The sequence below is a fragment of the Christiangramia oceanisediminis genome (assembly GCF_022570735.2).
Classification (GTDB): Bacteria; Bacteroidota; Bacteroidia; order Flavobacteriales; family Flavobacteriaceae; genus Christiangramia; species Christiangramia oceanisediminis.
The window spans coordinates 956920-975388 of the sequence record NZ_JANCNS010000001.1 but is presented as its reverse complement, the minus strand read 5'-3'; the positions used below and the strand labels follow the sequence as shown (position 1 = coordinate 975388).

Sequence of the window (18469 nt, the reverse complement as noted above, 5' to 3'; positions counted from 1 at the left end):
TGGTAAGCAAATTTTAAAAAGAGCTTACCTCTTGAAAATGAAAATAATATCTTTAAAGAGTAAAGAAATTTAGATGAATAAATATGTAATCGGTTTGGATTATGGAACAGACTCAGTAAGAGCTGTACTGGTTAACGCAGAAACCGGTAAAGAATCGGCCTCTGCAGTTCACTGGTATCAACGATGGAAGCAAAACCTTTTCTGTGATCCGGCCCGCAATCGATTTCGTCAGCATCCCCTGGATCATATTGAAGGTTTGGAGAATACCATAAAGGCAGTGCTTCAGAAGACCGGTATAGATGGCTCGGATGTAAAAGGAATTTGTATAGACACCACCGGTTCTTCACCGGTTCCTGTAACTAAGGAAGGAAAAGCCCTTGCTTTGGAGCCAGGATTTGAAGAAAACCCCAATGCCATGATGGTGTTGTGGAAGGATCATACTTCAATCAATGAGGCGAACGAGATCAACGAACTGGCGCGTAGCTGGGGTGGTGAAGATTATACGAAATATGAAGGAGGGATCTATTCTTCCGAATGGTTCTGGGCTAAAATTCTGCATATCGCTCGTGAAGATGAAGAGGTAAAGAACGCCGCCTGGTCATGGATGGAACATTGCGATTTGATGACCTATATCCTGATTGGAGGCAATGACCTTGAAAGTTTTAAAAGAAGCCGTTGTGCAGCAGGGCATAAGGCCATGTGGCACAAGAGCTGGGGCGGATTGCCTTCCGAAGATTTTCTTGAAAAACTGCATCCTTATCTGGCCCAATTAAGAGATAAACTGTACGATAAGACCTATACCTCAGATGAGGTTGCCGGTAACCTGAGTGAAGAATGGGCTACTAAATTAGGACTTTCCACAGATTGTGTGATTGCCGTTGGAACCTTTGATGCCCACGCCGGAGCCATTGGTGCCCAGATAGATGAAAACGCCCTGGTAAGGGTTATGGGAACTTCCACCTGTGATATCATGGTCTCAAAATATGATGAAATTGGTGATAACACGGTTAAAGGAATTTGCGGACAGGTTGATGGTTCGGTTGTCCCAGGAATGATAGGTCTGGAAGCAGGGCAGTCGGCATTTGGAGATGTGCTGGCCTGGTTCAGGGATGTTTTAAGCTGGCCATTGGATAACCTTGTATATAATTCTGAAGTGCTTTCAGAAGACCAGAAAGCAAGATTGAAAGAAGAAATTGGAAAGGATTTTATACCTAAACTTTCTGCCCAGGCTGAAGAGCTGGAATTTTCAGAAAGTATTCCGATTGCTTTGGACTGGATCAACGGGCGAAGAACTCCCGATGCGAACCAGGAATTAAAAAGTGCTTTTACCAATCTATCTCTTGGTTCCAAGGCTCCTCATATTTTTAAGGCTTTGATCAATTCGATCTGTTTCGGATCAAAAATGATCGTGGAACGTTTTCAGGAAGAAGGCGTTAAGATAGATACGGTAATTGGGATTGGCGGAGTAGCCCGTAAGTCGGCCTACATCATGCAAACCCTGGCAAATACCTTGAATATGCCAATTAAGGTAGCTTCCTCAGATGAAGCTCCGGCACTGGGAGCTGCCATCTACGCTTCGGTAGCCGCAGGTCTTTATCCCAACGTCATTGAAGCCAGTAAGAAACTGGGCAGTCGCTTTGAAGCCGAATACCATCCGCAGCCTGAAAAAGTGGAAGAGATAAAAGAACACATGCAGGAATACAAGGAACTTGCTGCATTCGTGGAGAATTCTATCAGCAATAAAATGAAAAAGAATGAGCGCGTATAAAGATTTAAAACAGGAATGTTACGAGGCCAACATGCAGTTGAATGAGCTCGGCCTTGTAATCTATACTTTCGGAAATGTAAGCGCGGCAGACCGTGAAAAAGATGTATTTGCTATCAAACCAAGTGGTGTGCCTTACGAGGATCTAAAACCTGAAGATATCGTAATTCTCGATTTTGATAATAATGTGATTGAAGGGGAAATGCGGCCGTCTTCAGATACCAAAACACACGCCTATTTATACAAGAACTGGAAGAACATCGGCGGGATCGCACATACACATGCAACCTACTCGGTTGCCTGGGCTCAAAGTCAGAAAGATATTCCAATTTTCGGTACCACGCATGCCGATCATCTAACTGAAGATATTCCGTGTGCGCCTCCTATGAGAGATGACCTGATAGAGGGCAATTATGAGCATAATACCGGTATCCAGATCCTTGATTGTTTCAAGGAAAAGAACATTTCCTATGAAGAGGTACCTATGGTCCTGATTGGAAATCACGGACCCTTTACGTGGGGAAAGAACGCTGCCAAGGCAGTATATCATAGTAAAGTACTGGAAGCAGTTGCCGAAATGGCGTACCTGACCCTTCAGATAAATCCTAATGCACCGAGATTAAAGGATTCTTTAATAAAAAAACATTACGAGCGCAAGCATGGAAAGGATGCCTATTACGGTCAGAAATAACAGTTAATATTACTAGACCTCACAGGTTTTTGAAACCTGTGAGGTTTTAACCTATACAAAAAATAATGAATAATATAGAAGCAAAAGAAATCTGGTTTGTAACCGGTAGCCAGCACCTTTACGGAGACGAAACACTAAAACAGGTAGCGGCCAACTCTAAGGAAATTGTTAGCGGTCTTAATGATTCCAGCCTGGTGCCCATAAAACTGGTTCACAAGGATACGGTGAAATCTTCAGATGAGATCACCAAAGTGATGCTTGACGCCAATAACAGTACCGCCTGTATTGGGGTGATCACCTGGATGCATACTTTTTCACCTGCTAAAATGTGGATCAACGGCCTAAGCCTGTTGAAAAAACCGATCTGCCATTTGCATACACAGTTCAATGCTGAAATTCCATGGAGCAAGATCGATATGGACTTTATGAACCTGAACCAGTCGGCTCATGGTGACCGTGAATTCGGGTTTATCATGTCCAGAATGCGGAAAAAGCGTAAGGTGATCGTGGGTCATTGGAAAACTGAAGCGACTCAAACCAAGATCGGGAACTGGCAGCGAGTTGCCCTTGGGTGGAACGAACTTCAGAATCTAAAAGTTGCCCGAATTGGTGATAATATGCGCCAGGTAGCCGTTACCGAAGGTGATAAGGTAGCCGCCCAGATCAAATTCGGCGTAGAGGTGAATGGCTATGATTCGTCAGATGTAGTGAAGCATATCGAACAGGTTTCAGATAAAGACCTGAATTCTCTATTGAAAGAATATGAAAAAGATTATAATCTCACCGATTCACTGAAGGAAGGTGGCGATAAAAGACAATCTTTAGTTGATGCCGCAAAGATCGAACTTGGATTGCGTGCTTTCCTGGAAGAAGGTGGCTTTAAGGCCTTTACTGATACCTTCGAAAATCTTGGAGACCTTAAGCAACTGCCAGGTCTTGCCGTGCAAAGGTTGATGGCCGACGGATATGGTTTTGGTGCTGAAGGGGACTGGAAAACGGCTGCTTTATTAAGAGCTATGAAGGTTATGGCGCAGGGTTTTGAAGGCGGAACCTCCTTTATGGAAGATTATACCAACCACTTTACCGAAAATAAGGACTATGTTCTGGGATCACATATGCTGGAAATTTGTCCGTCTATTGCTGATGCCAAGCCTTCGTGTGAAGTGCATCCACTTGGGATTGGAGGAAAAGAAGACCCGGTTAGACTGGTGTTCAACTCTCCAAAGGGCGCCGCTTTAAATGCTTCACTGGTGGATATGGGTACGCGTTTCAGGCTTATAGTGAACGAAGTGGAAGCGGTTGAACCGGAAGCAGATCTTCCCAATTTGCCAGTAGCCCGTGTCTTGTGGGATCCAAAACCAGATATGGACACGGCGGTAACAGCCTGGATCCTTGCCGGAGGAGCACATCATACGGTTTATACCCAGGCTCTGACCACAGAATTCCTTGAAGATTTCGCAGATATCGCCGGGATAGAATTGCTTGTTATCGATAAGGACACCAAAGTAAGGACCTTCAAAGATACCCTGAATGCCAACGAAGCCTATTATCACTTGTTCCAGCACGGAATGTAAACCGCAAATAATCTAACCATGAAAAATCATTTTAAACCTTTCCGCTTACTACTTCTAGCCCTGGCGTTGGTATTTGTTCAATGCAAGGACGCACAGAAAAATAATGAATCTGAAAATGTATCAGAAAACCAGGAAAAAAACAGTGAAAATACAATGAAGATCATTAAGAACGATTTCGGAAAAACCGCGGCAGGCGAAGCGGTGGAACAATACACCATTTCTAATGAGGCAGGCCTCGAAATGAGCGTTATAAGTTACGGTGGGATCATTACCCATCTTAAGGTGCCAAATAAGGACGGAAAGTATGAGGATGTAGTACTTGGTTTTGACAACATCCAGGATTATGAGAATGGGAGTCCGTATTTCGGAGCTATCATAGGCCGATACGGAAACCGAATTGCTGATGCAAAATTTTCCCTGGATGGTGAGGAATACCAGCTGGAAAAAAATGATGGTCCTAATAGTCTGCATGGTGGTGAAAAAGGATTTGACAAGGTTGTATGGGATGTGGAACCAGGCACTTCAGAAGATTCAGCAAGCCTGAAGTTTACTTATACCAGCAAGGATGGAGAAGGCGGATTCCCTGGTAACCTGGAAACCACGGTGACCTATACACTGACTTCAGATAACGAACTGCAAATTGAGTATGAAGCGACTACCGATAAAAAGACGGTTGTCAACCTTACCCAGCATTCGTATTTCAATTTAACCGGTGATTTCAGCAAAACCATTCTGGACCATGTTGTTGAAATTAATGCCGATCAATATTTGCCGGTGGATAAAACCCTTATCCCAACCGGGGAGCTGAGATCTGTGGAAGGAACTCCTTTCGATTTTACCGAGCCTACTCCGGTTTCTGAAGGTATGAAACTGGAAGAATCCAATGAGCAATTAAAAAGAGGGCCAGGATTTGACCACTGCTGGGTGTTGAATGAACAGGATAGCGGAATGCGCTTCGCGGCTTCGGCCTATGATCCTGAAAGCGGTAGGTATATGGAAGTGATGACCAATGAGCCTGCCATGCAATTCTATACCGGGAATTTCCTGGATGGAACCCTGCCGGCAAAAGGAGGCGGAAGCTACGGAAAACGCACAGGATTCTGTATGGAAACCCAGCATTACCCGGATTCCCCTAACCAGGAAGCATTTCCTTCCACGGTATTGGAGCCGGGTGAAACCTACACCTCACAAACAACCTATAAATTTTCAGTAAAATAATATGCAAACATTAGATGCTTTAGACTGGATCGCCATATCGATCTACTTCGCTATCCTGATAGGGATTGCCATCTGGGTGATCAGAAAAAAGAATTCCAATACTGAAGATTATTTCCTGGCCGGTAGAAATGTTGGTTGGTTCGTTGTAGGTGCTTCGATCTTTGCCTCCAATATAGGTTCTGAACACGTGGTGGGACTTGCCGGAGCGGGAGCGGGAGATAAGCTTCCCATGCTTATTTATGAGATCCAGGCATGGGTGGTATTGATCTTAGGTTGGGTATTCCTTCCGTTTTATGCCCGTAGCGGTGTATTCACCATGCCTGAGTTCCTTGAAAAGCGTTTCGATGCGAGATCCAGGTGGGTACTTTCTATTTTCTCGATTGCGGCTTATGTATTAACGAAAATTTCGGTGACCATTTATGCCGGGGGAATCGTTGTTGCAGCCTTACTGGGTATCGATTTCTGGACCGGTGCTTTGGGAACCGTTATTCTTACAGGACTATACACCGTTTTAGGCGGGATGCGAGCCGTAGTTTATACTGAAACCCTCCAGGCGATCATTCTTGTTTTGGGTGCCGCAGCATTGACCTTTATTGGTCTTGATAAAGTTGGAGGCTGGGAAAGCATGGCCGATACGGTAGGACCTGAATACCTGGATATGTGGAGACCGATGAGCGATCCTAATTTCCCATGGGCGCCATTGCTGATCGCGAGTACGATTACCGGTATCTGGTACTGGTGTACCGACCAGTATATCGTACAAAGAGCATTGACCGCCAGAAATATCAAGGAAGGTCGTAGGGGAACCATTTTCGGTGCATTGCTGAAATTACTTCCTGTATTCCTGTTCCTGGTTCCTGGTATAATCGCACTTACCCTTAAAATGAGGGGAGAACTACACTGGGACAGCCCAGATGAAGCTTTCCCGGTATTGATGAGTAACTTGCTTCCTTCGGGACTTCGAGGACTTGTTGCAGCAGGATTACTGGCTGCGCTAATGAGTTCCCTGGCTTCGGTGTTCAATTCATGTTCAACCTTATTTACGGTTGATATTTACAAAAAACTGAGACCGAATACACCGGAGAAAAAACTGGTAAGAACAGGACAGATCGCAACGGTGATCATCGTGATCATTGGTATTATCTGGATCCCGATCATGGCGAATATTTCTGGTGTGCTGTATGAATACCTGCAAAGTGTGCAGTCTTATATCGCACCTCCAATTACCGCCGTTTTCCTGCTGGGTATTTTCTCAAAACGGATCAACGCGAAAGGAGCTTTTGTGACACTGGTAACCGGTTTGGTTGTGGCAGCCTTCCGAATCGTTATGGAATTAATAAAGGATTCCCTGGACCCAAACAGCTTCCTGTTCCATTTCGGGAATATGAACTTTCTGAGTTTTGCCTCGTGGTTCTTCCTGTTCTGTGTTCTCCTGATCGTGGTGGTAAGCTTGCTTTCTAAAGCGCCATCAAGAGAGAAAATTGAGAATATGACCTACCAGACCATAAGTGAAGAAGAAAAACGAAACAATAAAGTAAGCTACAACTGGAAGGATATCGCGGTTTCTATCGTGATCCTGATCATCGTGGCTGGAGTAATGATATTTTTTAACGGAGAATAAAACCTGAATTATGAAATTTTTTATAGATACAGCAAATCTTGACCAGATTAATGAAGCACAGGAACTCGGTGTCCTGGATGGTGTGACCACTAATCCCTCCCTTATGGCTAAGGAAGGGATCACCGGAAAAGAGAATATATTGAATCATTATAAAAAGATCTGCGAGATCGTGGATGGTGACGTTTCTGCTGAAGTGGTCGCTACCGACTTTGACGGAATTGTAAAGGAAGGAGAGGAACTGGCGAAATTGCATAAGCAGATCATTGTAAAGGTCCCTATGATCAAAGAGGGAGTTAAGGCACTGAAATATTTCAGTGATAAAGGAATAAAGACCAACTGTACGCTGGTGTTTTCAGCAGGCCAGGCGTTGCTGGCTGCAAAGGCGGGTGCAACCTATGTTTCTCCGTTTTTAGGAAGGCTAGATGATATTTCAACAGATGGTCTTCAATTAATAGAAGATATCAGGCTTATTTATGATAACTACGGATTTGAGACAGAGATCCTTGCCGCATCGATAAGGCACACCATGCACGTCGTGAATTGTGCCAAGCTGGGAGCCGATGTGATGACCGGTCCGTTATCTTCTATCGACGGACTTCTGAAACATCCTTTAACCGATATCGGCCTGGAGAAATTCCTTCAGGATGCAAAATCTTTTAATCTGTAAGCTATGGAAATACAGGAAATGAAGGATTTTACCAGCCAGGTAAGAAGGGATATCGTAAGAATGGTTCATAAGGTGAACTCGGGTCACCCGGGAGGTTCTTTAGGATGTACCGAGTTTTTTACCGTGCTCTACCAGGAGATCATGGAACACGACAACAATTTCAATATGGACGGGATTGGTGAAGATCTGTTCTTTCTTTCCAACGGACATATTTCACCGGTATTTTATAGTGTGCTTGCCCGTTCGGGTTATTTCCCGATAGAGGAATTGAATACGTTCAGGCTAATCGATTCCAGGTTACAGGGGCATCCAACTACCCATGAAGGCCTGCCTGGAGTTAGAATAGCCTCCGGCTCACTTGGGCAGGGGATGAGCGTCGCTCTGGGAGCAGCGCAGGCTAAGAAACTGAATAAGGATTCCCATCTTGTTTATTCTCTGCATGGTGACGGGGAATTACAGGAAGGCCAGAACTGGGAGGCGATCATGTATGCCGCTGGAAATAAAATTGACAATATAATTTCTACTATAGACCTTAACGGTCAGCAGATCGATGGTAGTACAGACCAGGTGTTACCCATGGGAAACCTTCAGGCTAAATTCGAGGCATTTGGCTGGGATGTTTTGGAGATAAAAGACGGAAACGATCTTCAGCAGGTTATAGATGGGCTGAAGGAGGCCAAATCGAGAACTGGAAAAGGGAAGCCAGTTTGTATTTTAATGCATACAGTGATGGGACATGGCGTGGATTTTATGATGCATACCCATGCATGGCATGGAAAAGCCCCTAACGATGAACAACTCGAAAAAGCACTTTCTCAAAACCCGGAAACTTTAGGGGATTATTAAAATTTAGTGATGAAGAAATATACAGACTCAGGAAATAAAGATACACGTTCAGGCTTTGGTGATGGTTTAACCGAACTGGGCCGAAAAAACCCAAATGTCGTTGCACTTTGTGCTGACCTTGTAGGTTCCTTGAAAATGCAGGATTTTATCGATGAGAACCCGGATAGATTCTTCCAGGTAGGGATCGCCGAAGCCAATATGATGGGTATGGCAGCAGGTCTTACCATTGGCGGGAAGATTCCGTTCGCGGGGACATTTGCCAATTTTGCTACCGGAAGGGTTTATGATCAGATACGTCAAAGCATAGCCTATTCAGGCAAAAATGTGAAGATTTGCGCTTCGCATTCGGGAGTTACCCTTGGAGAAGACGGGGCTACTCACCAGATACTGGAAGATATCGGGTTGATGAAAATGCTGCCGGGGATGACGGTGATCTGTACCTGCGATTATAATCAGACCAAAGCGGCGACGCTAGCCATAGCAGATCATGACGGACCTGTTTATCTTAGATTCGGAAGACCAAAAGTGGCAAATTTTACTCCTGAAGACCAGGAATTCCAAATTGGTAAGGCAGTAAAACTTTATGAGGGTACCGATGTTACCATTATCGCCACCGGTCATTTGGTTTGGGAAGCCATCGAGGCAGCTGTGGAATTGAACGAAAAAGGCATCAGTGCCGAAGTGATAAACATTCACACCATTAAACCTCTTGATGAGGAAGCGATTCTGAATTCTGTAAAGAAAACAGGCTGCGTGGTTACTGCCGAGGAGCATAACTTCCTGGGAGGTCTTGGTGAAAGCGTGGCGCGAACACTGGCGCTGAATCATCCCGCTCCTCAGGAATTCGTGGCCACCCAGGATACTTTTGGGGAAAGCGGAACACCAGAGCAATTGATGGAGAAATATGGGTTGAATTCTGATGCTATTATTAATGCAGTTCGCAACGTAATGAAGCGAAAAAAGCAATAACGAAACTTTCGAATCAATCCTGATTTTAGGTAACAGGGCTTTTTTTATGACTGATCAAATAATTGAATTACGCTCTAACATTTTAAGATAAGCTATTGAAAAACCTGCTTCATATTATTATTCCGATCCTATTTCTGAAAACGTCTGCACTGTCTTTCGCTTTTCAGGAAAAACCTGTGAAATTATGGTATGATGAACCTGCCGAAATCTGGGAGGAAGCACTTCCTGTGGGCAACGGTAGACTTGGAGCCATGATTTTTGGTAAAACCAACCAGGAGATCCTTCAGTTAAATGAAGAAACGGTTTGGGCCGGGGAACCGGGTAATAATGTGGTCTCGCTTAGCAAGGAACGACTAGAAGAAATTCGTACGGCCATTTTTAATGAGAACTACCAGGAAGCCCAGCAGCTGGCCGAAACCTATCTGTCTAAAGAGGACAACAACAGCGGGATGAGCTATCAACCCGTTGGCAATTTAAAGCTTGATTTTCCTCATTCCGAAGCTATTGAAAATTATCACCGGGAACTGGATCTTAACGAAGCTGTTAGCTCCGTTAGTTACACGGCTAATGGGACCAATTACAAACGCAGGATTATTTCCTCTTTTGATGATGAGGTGATCGTCATCGAACTTACCGCCGATAAGCCCAACAGCATTTCTTTTGAAATGGGGCTGGAGAGTCCCCAAAAAAAGTCTGAAGTAAAGATAGAGCAAAACTCGGTATGGCTTTCGGGTACTTCAGGCGACCAGGAAAATAAGACCGGGAAAGTGAAATTTTTGGCTATCGCGAAGCCGAAAATTGAAGGTGGTCAAATTCAATCTAACTCTGATGGAATTCGGGTTAACAATGCTAACCGTGCGCTTATTTTTGTTTCTATCGCTTCCAATTTTAAGAATTATAAGGATCTAAGCATTGATGCTGAAGAAAAAGCAACCAGACTACTTAATACTGCTTACGAAAAGGAGTTTGAAGAAATTCTGAATGCACACATAAAAACTTACCAGGAGTACTTTAACCGGGTTCACCTGGATCTGGGGACTACCGAAGCAGCTCATCAAACCACAGATGTTCGGCTTAAAAATTTTAAAACCGGAAATGATCCGCAACTGGTATCGCTGTATTTCCAGTTTGGCAGATATTTACTCATTTCCAGTTCGATGCCTGGTACCCAGCCGGCAAACCTTCAGGGGATCTGGAATAAAGAACTTACCGCGCCATGGGACAGCAAGTACACGGTTAATATCAATACCGAAATGAATTACTGGCCGGCTGAGGTTACAAATCTTTCAGAGATGCATGAACCACTTTTCAGCCTGATCAGGGATATTTCGGAAACCGGGAAGGAGTCGGCTCAAAAAATGTATCATGCCCGTGGCTGGAACATCCATCACAATACCGATATCTGGAGGATCTCCGGAGTCGTGGATCCGCCTTTTTACGGGCTATGGCCACATGGCGGAGCCTGGCTGAGTCAGCATCTCTGGCAACATTACCTGTACACCGGCGATAAAGATTTTCTACGGGAGGTTTATCCTGTTTTGAAAGGAGCCGGTCTATTTTATAAAGATGTACTTGAAAAGGAGCCGAGTAACGACTGGCTGGTGGTGAATCCATCAAATTCTCCCGAAAATGCACATCCTTACGGGACCAGCCTGGCTGCGGGAACCACCATGGGCAATCAATTGGTACACGATGTTTTGAGCAATGTGATTGAAGCTTCTGCGATTCTGAATGAAGACCGGGAACTTGCCGATAGTCTGCAGCAAATCATTCCAAGACTGGTGCCTATGCAAATTGGCAAATGGGGTCAACTTCAGGAGTGGATGAAGGACTGGGACCGGCAGGACGATAATCACCGCCATGTTTCCCACCTCTATGGCTTATATCCTTCTAATCTGATTTCTCCATATCGCACTCCCGAATTATTCAGTGCTGCAAAAAATTCTCTGCTTGCGCGAGGAGATGAATCAACAGGCTGGTCCATGGGCTGGAAGGTAAATCTTTGGGCTCGCTTTCTTGATGGTAATCATGCCTTTAAACTGATCAAAGACCAGTTAAGCCCCAGTATACAGGCCGATGGAAACCAGATTGGTGGCACCTATCCCAATCTATTCGATGCTCATCCTCCTTTCCAGATCGATGGGAATTTTGGTTGCACCGCCGGGATCGCCGAAATGCTTATGCAAAGTCATGACGGCGCCGTACATATTCTGCCTGCTTTGCCAGATGAATGGAGCGAAGGTGAAATACGAGGCCTGAAGGCGCGAGGCGGTTTTGAAGTGGATATTTCTTGGAAAAACAACAGGCCTGAACAAATTAAAATAGCTTCGGAAATTGGAGGTAATTGCAGGATACGATCCTATTATCCGCTTACAGGAAAAGGACTGAAAGAAGCCGAAGGTTCTAATTCAAATCCGTTATTCAAAGTTCCCAAAACCCAGGAGCCAATTATATCTTCAGAAGCTAACATTGAAAAACCTCAATTAAAAAAAATTTACGAATACGATTTAGCTACCGAACCAGGTGAGGAATACCTGATTAAACCTGTTAGAAATGAGTAAGAAGATTTCTAAATATTTAAGCCTGATGGCCTTTTTACTGCTGGCAATTAATGGATCTGCTCAGGAACTGCCTTATCAGAATTCAGATTTGAGCCCGGAAGAACGTGCCAAAGATCTGGTTGGAAGACTTACTCTGGAAGAGAAAGCATCCCTGATGCTTGATGTTTCCCAACCCGTTCCAAGGCTGGGGATCAATGAATTCAACTGGTGGAGCGAGGCGCTTCATGGATATGCTAATAATGATAGTGTGACCGTTTTTCCCGAACCTATTGGGATGGCCGCTTCCTTTAACGATGAACTTGTTCATGAGGTCTTTTCTGCGGTTTCAGATGAAGCAAGGGCGAAATACCACCATGCCCTCCGCCAGGGGCTAGGAAATAAGCGTTTTTTAAGTCTTTCGGTATGGACACCTAATATCAATATTTTCAGGGATCCCCGGTGGGGCCGAGGGCAGGAAACCTATGGAGAAGATCCTTACCTGATGTCCCGAATGGGCGTTGCCGTTGTTAAAGGTCTCCAAGGCCCGGAAGATGCCAAGTATAAAAAGTTACTGGCCTGTGCCAAGCATTACGCGGTACACTCCGGCCCGGAGTGGAGCAGGCATGAATTGAATGTTACTGCTGTTGACCAGCGGGATCTTTGGGAAACTTATTTGCCGGCTTTTAAATCACTGGTTCAGGATGCTAATGTGAGGCAGGTAATGTGCGCTTACCAGAGGTTCGAAGATGAGCCCTGCTGTGGAAGCACCCAACTTCTCAAACGTATTCTAAGGGATGACTGGGGCTTTGATGGGGTTGTGGTTTCAGATTGCGGGGCTATAACCGATTTCTATACAACCCATAATGTATCCTCAGATGAAAAACATGCTGCAGCCAAAGCGGTTCTTGCCGGAACCGATGTGGAATGTGTCTGGGCCAATTATGCCTATTCAAAACTTCCGGAAGCAGTTGAGCAGGGACTGATCACCGAAGCCGAAATCGACGAGCATGTCCAGCGGGTTCTTGCTGAACGTTTCTCGCTGGGTGAGATGGACGATCCTTCCGAGGTGAAATGGGCACAAATCCCGTTATCGGTCATCACCAGCAAAAAACATAAGGATCTTGCCCTGGAATCGGCCAGGCAATCCATGACTCTGCTTCAGAATGAGAACAATATACTTCCGCTTCAGAAAAATATAGGGAAGATAGGTGTGATAGGGCCAAACGCCAAAGACAAGGAAATGCTTTGGGGGAATTACAATGGTACGCCCATAGAAACGGTAAGTATTTATGAAGGCATTGCCTCTATTATTCCGGAGGAAAACATTGTTTATGACAAAGGCTGTGACCTGGTGGAAAATAAGGTCACGCTTAGTTATTTCGATAAGATTTCAGCGGAAGGTAAAAAAGGAATGAAAGCGACCTACTGGGCCAATCCAAATTACGAAGGAGAACCGGTAATCAGCAAACAAATTACCGCTCCTATGAAACTTACTACTGCCGGAAATCACGAATTTGCTTCTGGTGTGCCTTTAACCGACTTTTCAGCCAAATATGAAACCGTCTATAAAGCTGATAAAACCGAAGAACTGGTATTCAAATTTGGCGCTACCGGGCATTTTGAACTGTTGGTGAACGGCGAAAGTGTTGCAGAATACGATAACTGGCGCACGCTTCCCACCCGTGAAGTTCTTCAGGTTGAAAAAGGGAAAACCTATGATATTGAAATTAAATATGCCCAGCTGAACGACTGGCAGGCCAATATCGAGTTCAATTTTGGAGAAGAGGTTCCCGTGGATTACTCAGCGCTGCTGGAGAAACTGGCAGATGTGGAAACCGTGATTTTTGTAGGCGGACTTTCAACCAAACTCGAAGGCGAGGAAATGCCGGTGAACTATCCCGGTTTTAAGGGTGGCGACCGCACCAATATTGAACTTCCCGCAGTTCAGCGCAATTGCCTGAAAGCCTTGAAAGACGCCGGGAAAAAGGTGATTTTCGTGAATTGCTCTGGTTCTGCCATTGCACTTACCCCAGAAACCGAAACCAGCGATGCAATCCTGCAGGCCTGGTATGGCGGAGAACTGGGTGGACAGGCAGTCGCCGAAACACTCTTTGGAGACGTGAATCCTTCAGGGAAACTTCCGGTTACCTTTTACAGGAACAGTGATCAGCTACCCAATTTTGAAGATTATTCTATGGATAATCGCACCTACCGTTTTATGGATGATGCGCTTTTTCCTTTTGGCTACGGGTTAAGCTATACCACCTTCGAGATCGGAAAGGGAACTTTGGATAAATCCAATATGAAAACAGATTCCAATGTCACTCTAAGTATCCCGGTAACGAACACAGGTGATCGCGAGGGAACTGAAATTGTACAGGTTTATGTACATAAAAAAAATGATTCAGAAGGTCCCATCAAAACCCTTAAAGGCTTTAAACGGGTGAATTTGAAACCGGGTGAAACCAAGGAGGTGAGATTTAACCTTCCGGCAGAGGCATTTGAATTTTATAACAGGGAAGCACGGAAGATGCAGGTAACTCCAGGTGTATATGAGATTTTCTATGGAAATTCTTCCGCAACAGCCAATCTTCAAAAAACAGAACTTAATATTCAATAATATGAATTCAAGGATATACTTTCTTTTCTTCATGCTGCTCTTCGGCATACAAGCCAATGCCCAGGACCCCAATTTCCATGTTTACCTGGCATTCGGGCAGTCCAATATGGAAGGACATGCGAAGATCGAGCCCCAGGATACGGTGGCCATCAGTGAACGTTTTAAAGTGTTGTCTGCAGTAGATTGTCCAGACCTTGATCGCAAAAAGGGCGAATGGTACACAGCCAAACCCCCTTTATGCAGGTGCAATACCGGTTTGACTCCTACCGATTATTTTGGAAGGGAAATGCTGAAAAGCCTTCCGGACAGCTTTAAAGTCGGAGTTGTAAACGTAGCTGTGGGAGGGTGCAAAATCGAACTTTTCGATAAAGATAATTTTCAGCCCTATGTAGATTCGGCGCCGGGCTGGCTTCAGAATACGGTAAAGCAGTATGATGAAAATCCGTATAAAAGGCTGGTCGAAATGGGCAAAATCGCTCAAAAGAGCGGGGTGATCAAAGGGATACTTCTTCATCAGGGAGAGTCGAATACCGGGGATGAAGATTGGCCTTCCAAAGTGAAGGAGGTTTATAACAGTCTAATTAAAGATCTGGATCTTGATCCTAAGGAAACACCATTTCTGGCCGGTGAAATGGTTAGTGAGGAAGAGGGAGGAGCCTGTGCCAGCATGAATGCCATTATCGCGAAGCTGCCGGAAGTTCTTCCAAATTCCTATGTGGTTTCTTCGGACGGCTGCACGGCCGTTAGCGATCGCCTGCATTTTACGGCTGAAGGCTATCGTAAACTGGGTAGAAGATATGCTGAAAAGATGCTGGAGGTAAAAGGAATCGAAGGTCTGGAAAGAGAGGCTCCAAAAGGATTTGACCAGAAAAGGGAAAATATTGCCCGCGGAAAGCTGGACAGCATCAGTTACCAATCGAAAACGGTGGGAACTACACGTAAAGCCCTTGTCTATACTCCGCCGAATTATTCCAAAAGCAAAAAATATCCTGTCCTCTATTTGTTACACGGGATTGGTGGAGACGAAAAGGAATGGCTTAAAGGAGGAAATCCGCAGGTTATTATGGATAATCTATATGCCGATGGAAAGGCTGAGCCCATGATCATTGTGATGCCTAACGGAAGGGCGATGAAAGATGACCGTGCCGTTGGTAATATTTTTGACAGCACCAAGGTTGCGGCATTTGCCAATTTTGAAAAGGACCTTTTGAAGGATCTGATTCCTTACATAGAAAAGAACTACCCTGTAATTAAGAATAGTGAAAACCGCGCTATTGCAGGCCTTTCAATGGGAGGTGGACAAACCCTGAATTTTGGACTTGGAAACCTGGATGCTTTTTCCTGGGTCGGTGCTTTTTCGGCAGCTCCAAATACCAAATCTCCGGAAAAACTGGTTCCCAATCCTGAAAAGGCCCGTGAAGAACTTAACCTCTTATGGATCTCCTGTGGGGATGAGGATGGTTTATTGCCATTTAGCCAGCGAACCCATGAATATCTGGTTAAAAATGATGTTCCGCATATTTATTACCTGGAACCGGGAGGACATGACTTCAAGGTTTGGAAGAACGGTTTGTACATGTTTTCTAAGATGTTATTCAAGCCGGTAGATCAGTCTGAATTCAATGATTACAGTCTGCTGGGAACTCCAGCTTCTACTAATGTGCGTAACTCAAAATATCCACAGATTTTACCTAATGGCCGTGCTGTATTCCGTATAAATGCTCCTGAAGCCAGGGATGTTAAGCTAGACCTGGTTCGTAAATACGACATGGATAAGAACAGCGATGGTGTCTGGGAAGTCGCCACGGATTCATTGAGCGAAGGCTTTCATTATTATTCAATTTTGATCGATGACGTGGCAGTGGCCGATCCCAACAGTGAAACTTTCTACGGAATGGGAAGAATGGCCAGCGGGATCGAAGTTCCGTTTAAGGGTGATGATTATTATGCTCTAAAAGATGTTCCTCACGGTGATATTCGAATGGAACAGTATTTTTCACCGGTATTAAATAGCTGGAGAACTTTCTATGTTTATACCCCGCCAGGCTACGAAGAAAATTCAGATAAGAAATATCCGGCGCTTTATTTATACCATGGAGGCGGAGAAGATGAACGCGGCTGGGCTCAACAGGGAAAAACGAATCTGATCCTTGATAATTTAATCGCTGAAGGAAAAGCAAAACCCATGCTGGTGATCATGCCAGACGGGAATATGCCTGCTTCGGCCTTCAATGAGAATGGACTCAAAATGTTTCAGAATGAGTTGATAAACGGACTGATCCCACATGTTCAAAAAGAATACCGGGTTTCCGAGGATTCAGGAAGCAGGGCGCTTGCTGGTTTATCCATGGGTGGAATCCAGACCCTGTACACAGGAATTCAGAACACCGATCTGTTTTCATCTCTGGGTGTTTTTAGTTCTGGCTGGATCGGGAAAGAAAATGAGATCGCTGAGGCTCAGTATGAATTTATGAAAGGGAATGCTGACAAAATAAACCAGAACCTTGATCATTTCTATATATCACAGGGCGGGAAAGAAGATATTGCCTATGATAATGGCAAAAGAATGATGTCCCGGTTTGATGAAATGAACATCGATTATACCTACAACGAATACCCTGGCGGGCATACCTGGCCGGTTTGGAGACAGGATCTATACAGGTTTGCTCCATTATTATTCAATAACCAGTAAATAAATGAATTATGAAAAATCGATTATTAATTTTAATGCTTGCGGCCTTTCTTGCGGCCCCGATTTTCTCGCAAACCAATCAGGACAAAATAGTCGAAGATTTTGAATCTTCCAGTGTCAATCAGCAGGGAAAAGAGTTTCCTAAGGTGAATTCCGAAGGTCGGGTAAGGGTTCGTATCGAAGCTCCTGAAGCAAATAAAGTCCAATTAGATATTGGCGGAGTAAAATACGACCTGGAAAAAAGCGAAGATGGCGTATGGATAGGAGAATCTGCTCCTCAGGATGAAGGTTTTCATTATTATCAACTCAATATAGATGGAGCTTCAGTTCCCGATCCAGGTTCAAAATATTATTACGGTGCAGGTAGATGGGGCAGTGGGATCGAAATCCCCGCCAGCGATGATGAATTTTTTGAATTAAAGGATGTGCCTCATGGAAGCGTTTCAGAGAACATATACTATTCGAATATCACCAAAAACTGGAGACGCAACTTTGTATATACTCCGCCGGGATATTTCGAAAATGCAGATAAAAATTATCCTGTTCTGTATTTGCAGCATGGGAGTTACGAAGATGAAACCGGTTGGTCTTCACAGGGACATACTAATTTGATCCTTGATAATCTCATCGCTTCCGGTGACGCAGAACCTATGATCATCGTGATGGATAATGGCTATGCCTACAAACCCGAAGATCTTGAAAATGCAGGTGAAAACAGGCCGCGATCTTCATTTGAAGAAGTCCTTATACAGGAAGTGATCCCCCAGATCGACGAGAAATTCAGGACCATACCCAACAGGGAGAATCGGGCAATTGCAGGCCTTTCAATGGGCGCCAGCCAGACCATGAGCATTATTATGAACAATCTGAATCACTTTGCTTATTACGGTGGATTCAGCGGGACGGCTAACTTTCCCGGAAACGAGGACTTGGATCCTGAGGAATTTTTAAATGGAGCCTTTAGTGATGCGGAAGAAGTGAATGAAAAGATAAAGGTTCTATGGCTGGGTCTTGGAACCAAAGAAGCTGAGGTTTTCTTTAAAACCGTAGGAAAATTCAGGGATATGCTGGATAAACAGGATATTGAATACACCTATTACGAATCGCCTGGAACCGCCCATGAATGGCATACCTGGAGAAGAAGTTTGTATCAATATGCCCAGCTGTTATTTGATTAATAAAATGGCGAGTTTTAATTGTGAAAAAAATCTTAAAAGCCTTAACACAATCGATTGATTAAGTGAGCATTTAATAATATATTTGGTA

At 44.5% G+C, this 18469-nt stretch carries 12 protein-coding genes; all 12 read left to right on the top strand.

Features of this window, described 5'->3' with window-relative positions; translation table 11 throughout:
* The first annotated feature begins 73 nt into the window (after positions 1-73).
* Entirely contained in the window at positions 74-1768 is a 1695-nt protein-coding gene (locus tag MKO06_RS04315) for a ribulokinase (protein WP_241549431.1), read from the top strand.
* Entirely contained in the window at positions 1755-2456 is a 702-nt protein-coding gene (locus MKO06_RS04310; RefSeq protein WP_241549430.1) for an L-ribulose-5-phosphate 4-epimerase, read from the top strand. The genes MKO06_RS04315 and MKO06_RS04310 overlap by 14 nt, the downstream gene beginning before the upstream one ends.
* A 65-nt stretch (positions 2457-2521) precedes the next feature.
* Complete coding sequence (araA, locus tag MKO06_RS04305) at positions 2522-4030, top strand: L-arabinose isomerase (RefSeq protein WP_241549429.1); 1509 nt, start codon at positions 2522-2524, stop codon at positions 4028-4030.
* Positions 4031-4048: 18 nt separating this feature from the next.
* Complete coding sequence (locus MKO06_RS04300; RefSeq protein WP_241549428.1) at positions 4049-5248, top strand: aldose epimerase family protein; 1200 nt, start codon at positions 4049-4051, stop codon at positions 5246-5248.
* A gap of 1 nt (position 5249) precedes the next feature.
* Positions 5250-6869 carry a sodium:solute symporter gene (locus MKO06_RS04295; protein ID WP_241549427.1) on the top strand — a complete coding sequence of 540 codons (1620 nt, stop codon included), beginning with the start codon at positions 5250-5252 and terminating at the stop codon, positions 6867-6869.
* A gap of 10 nt (positions 6870-6879) precedes the next feature.
* Positions 6880-7536: a fructose-6-phosphate aldolase gene (fsa, locus tag MKO06_RS04290; protein ID WP_241549426.1), complete on the top strand. Its 657-nt coding sequence runs from the start codon at positions 6880-6882 to the stop codon at positions 7534-7536.
* Positions 7537-7539: 3 nt separating this feature from the next.
* The gene (locus tag MKO06_RS04285) at positions 7540-8382 is read left to right on the top strand and encodes a transketolase (RefSeq protein WP_241549425.1); all 843 of its coding nucleotides are present in this window, start codon (positions 7540-7542) and stop codon (positions 8380-8382) included.
* Between the two features lie 9 nt (positions 8383-8391).
* Positions 8392-9351 (top strand): transketolase family protein, encoded by a 960-nt coding sequence (locus MKO06_RS04280; RefSeq protein WP_241549424.1) that lies wholly within the window; start codon positions 8392-8394, stop codon positions 9349-9351.
* Positions 9352-9446: 95 nt separating this feature from the next.
* Positions 9447-11912 carry a glycoside hydrolase family 95 protein gene (locus MKO06_RS04275; protein ID WP_241549423.1) on the top strand — a complete coding sequence of 822 codons (2466 nt, stop codon included), beginning with the start codon at positions 9447-9449 and terminating at the stop codon, positions 11910-11912.
* On the top strand, positions 11905-14511 hold the full coding sequence (xyl3A, locus tag MKO06_RS04270; protein ID WP_241549422.1) for a xylan 1,4-beta-xylosidase: 2607 nt from the start codon (positions 11905-11907) through the stop codon (positions 14509-14511). The genes MKO06_RS04275 and xyl3A overlap by 8 nt, the downstream gene beginning before the upstream one ends.
* A 1-nt stretch (position 14512) precedes the next feature.
* Positions 14513-17203, top strand: a complete 2691-nt coding sequence (locus tag MKO06_RS04265) for an alpha/beta hydrolase-fold protein (RefSeq protein ID WP_241549421.1) — start codon at positions 14513-14515, stop codon at positions 17201-17203.
* Positions 17204-17214: 11 nt separating this feature from the next.
* Complete coding sequence (locus MKO06_RS04260) at positions 17215-18381, top strand: alpha/beta hydrolase-fold protein (RefSeq protein ID WP_241549420.1); 1167 nt, start codon at positions 17215-17217, stop codon at positions 18379-18381.
* Positions 18382-18469 lie beyond the last annotated feature (88 nt).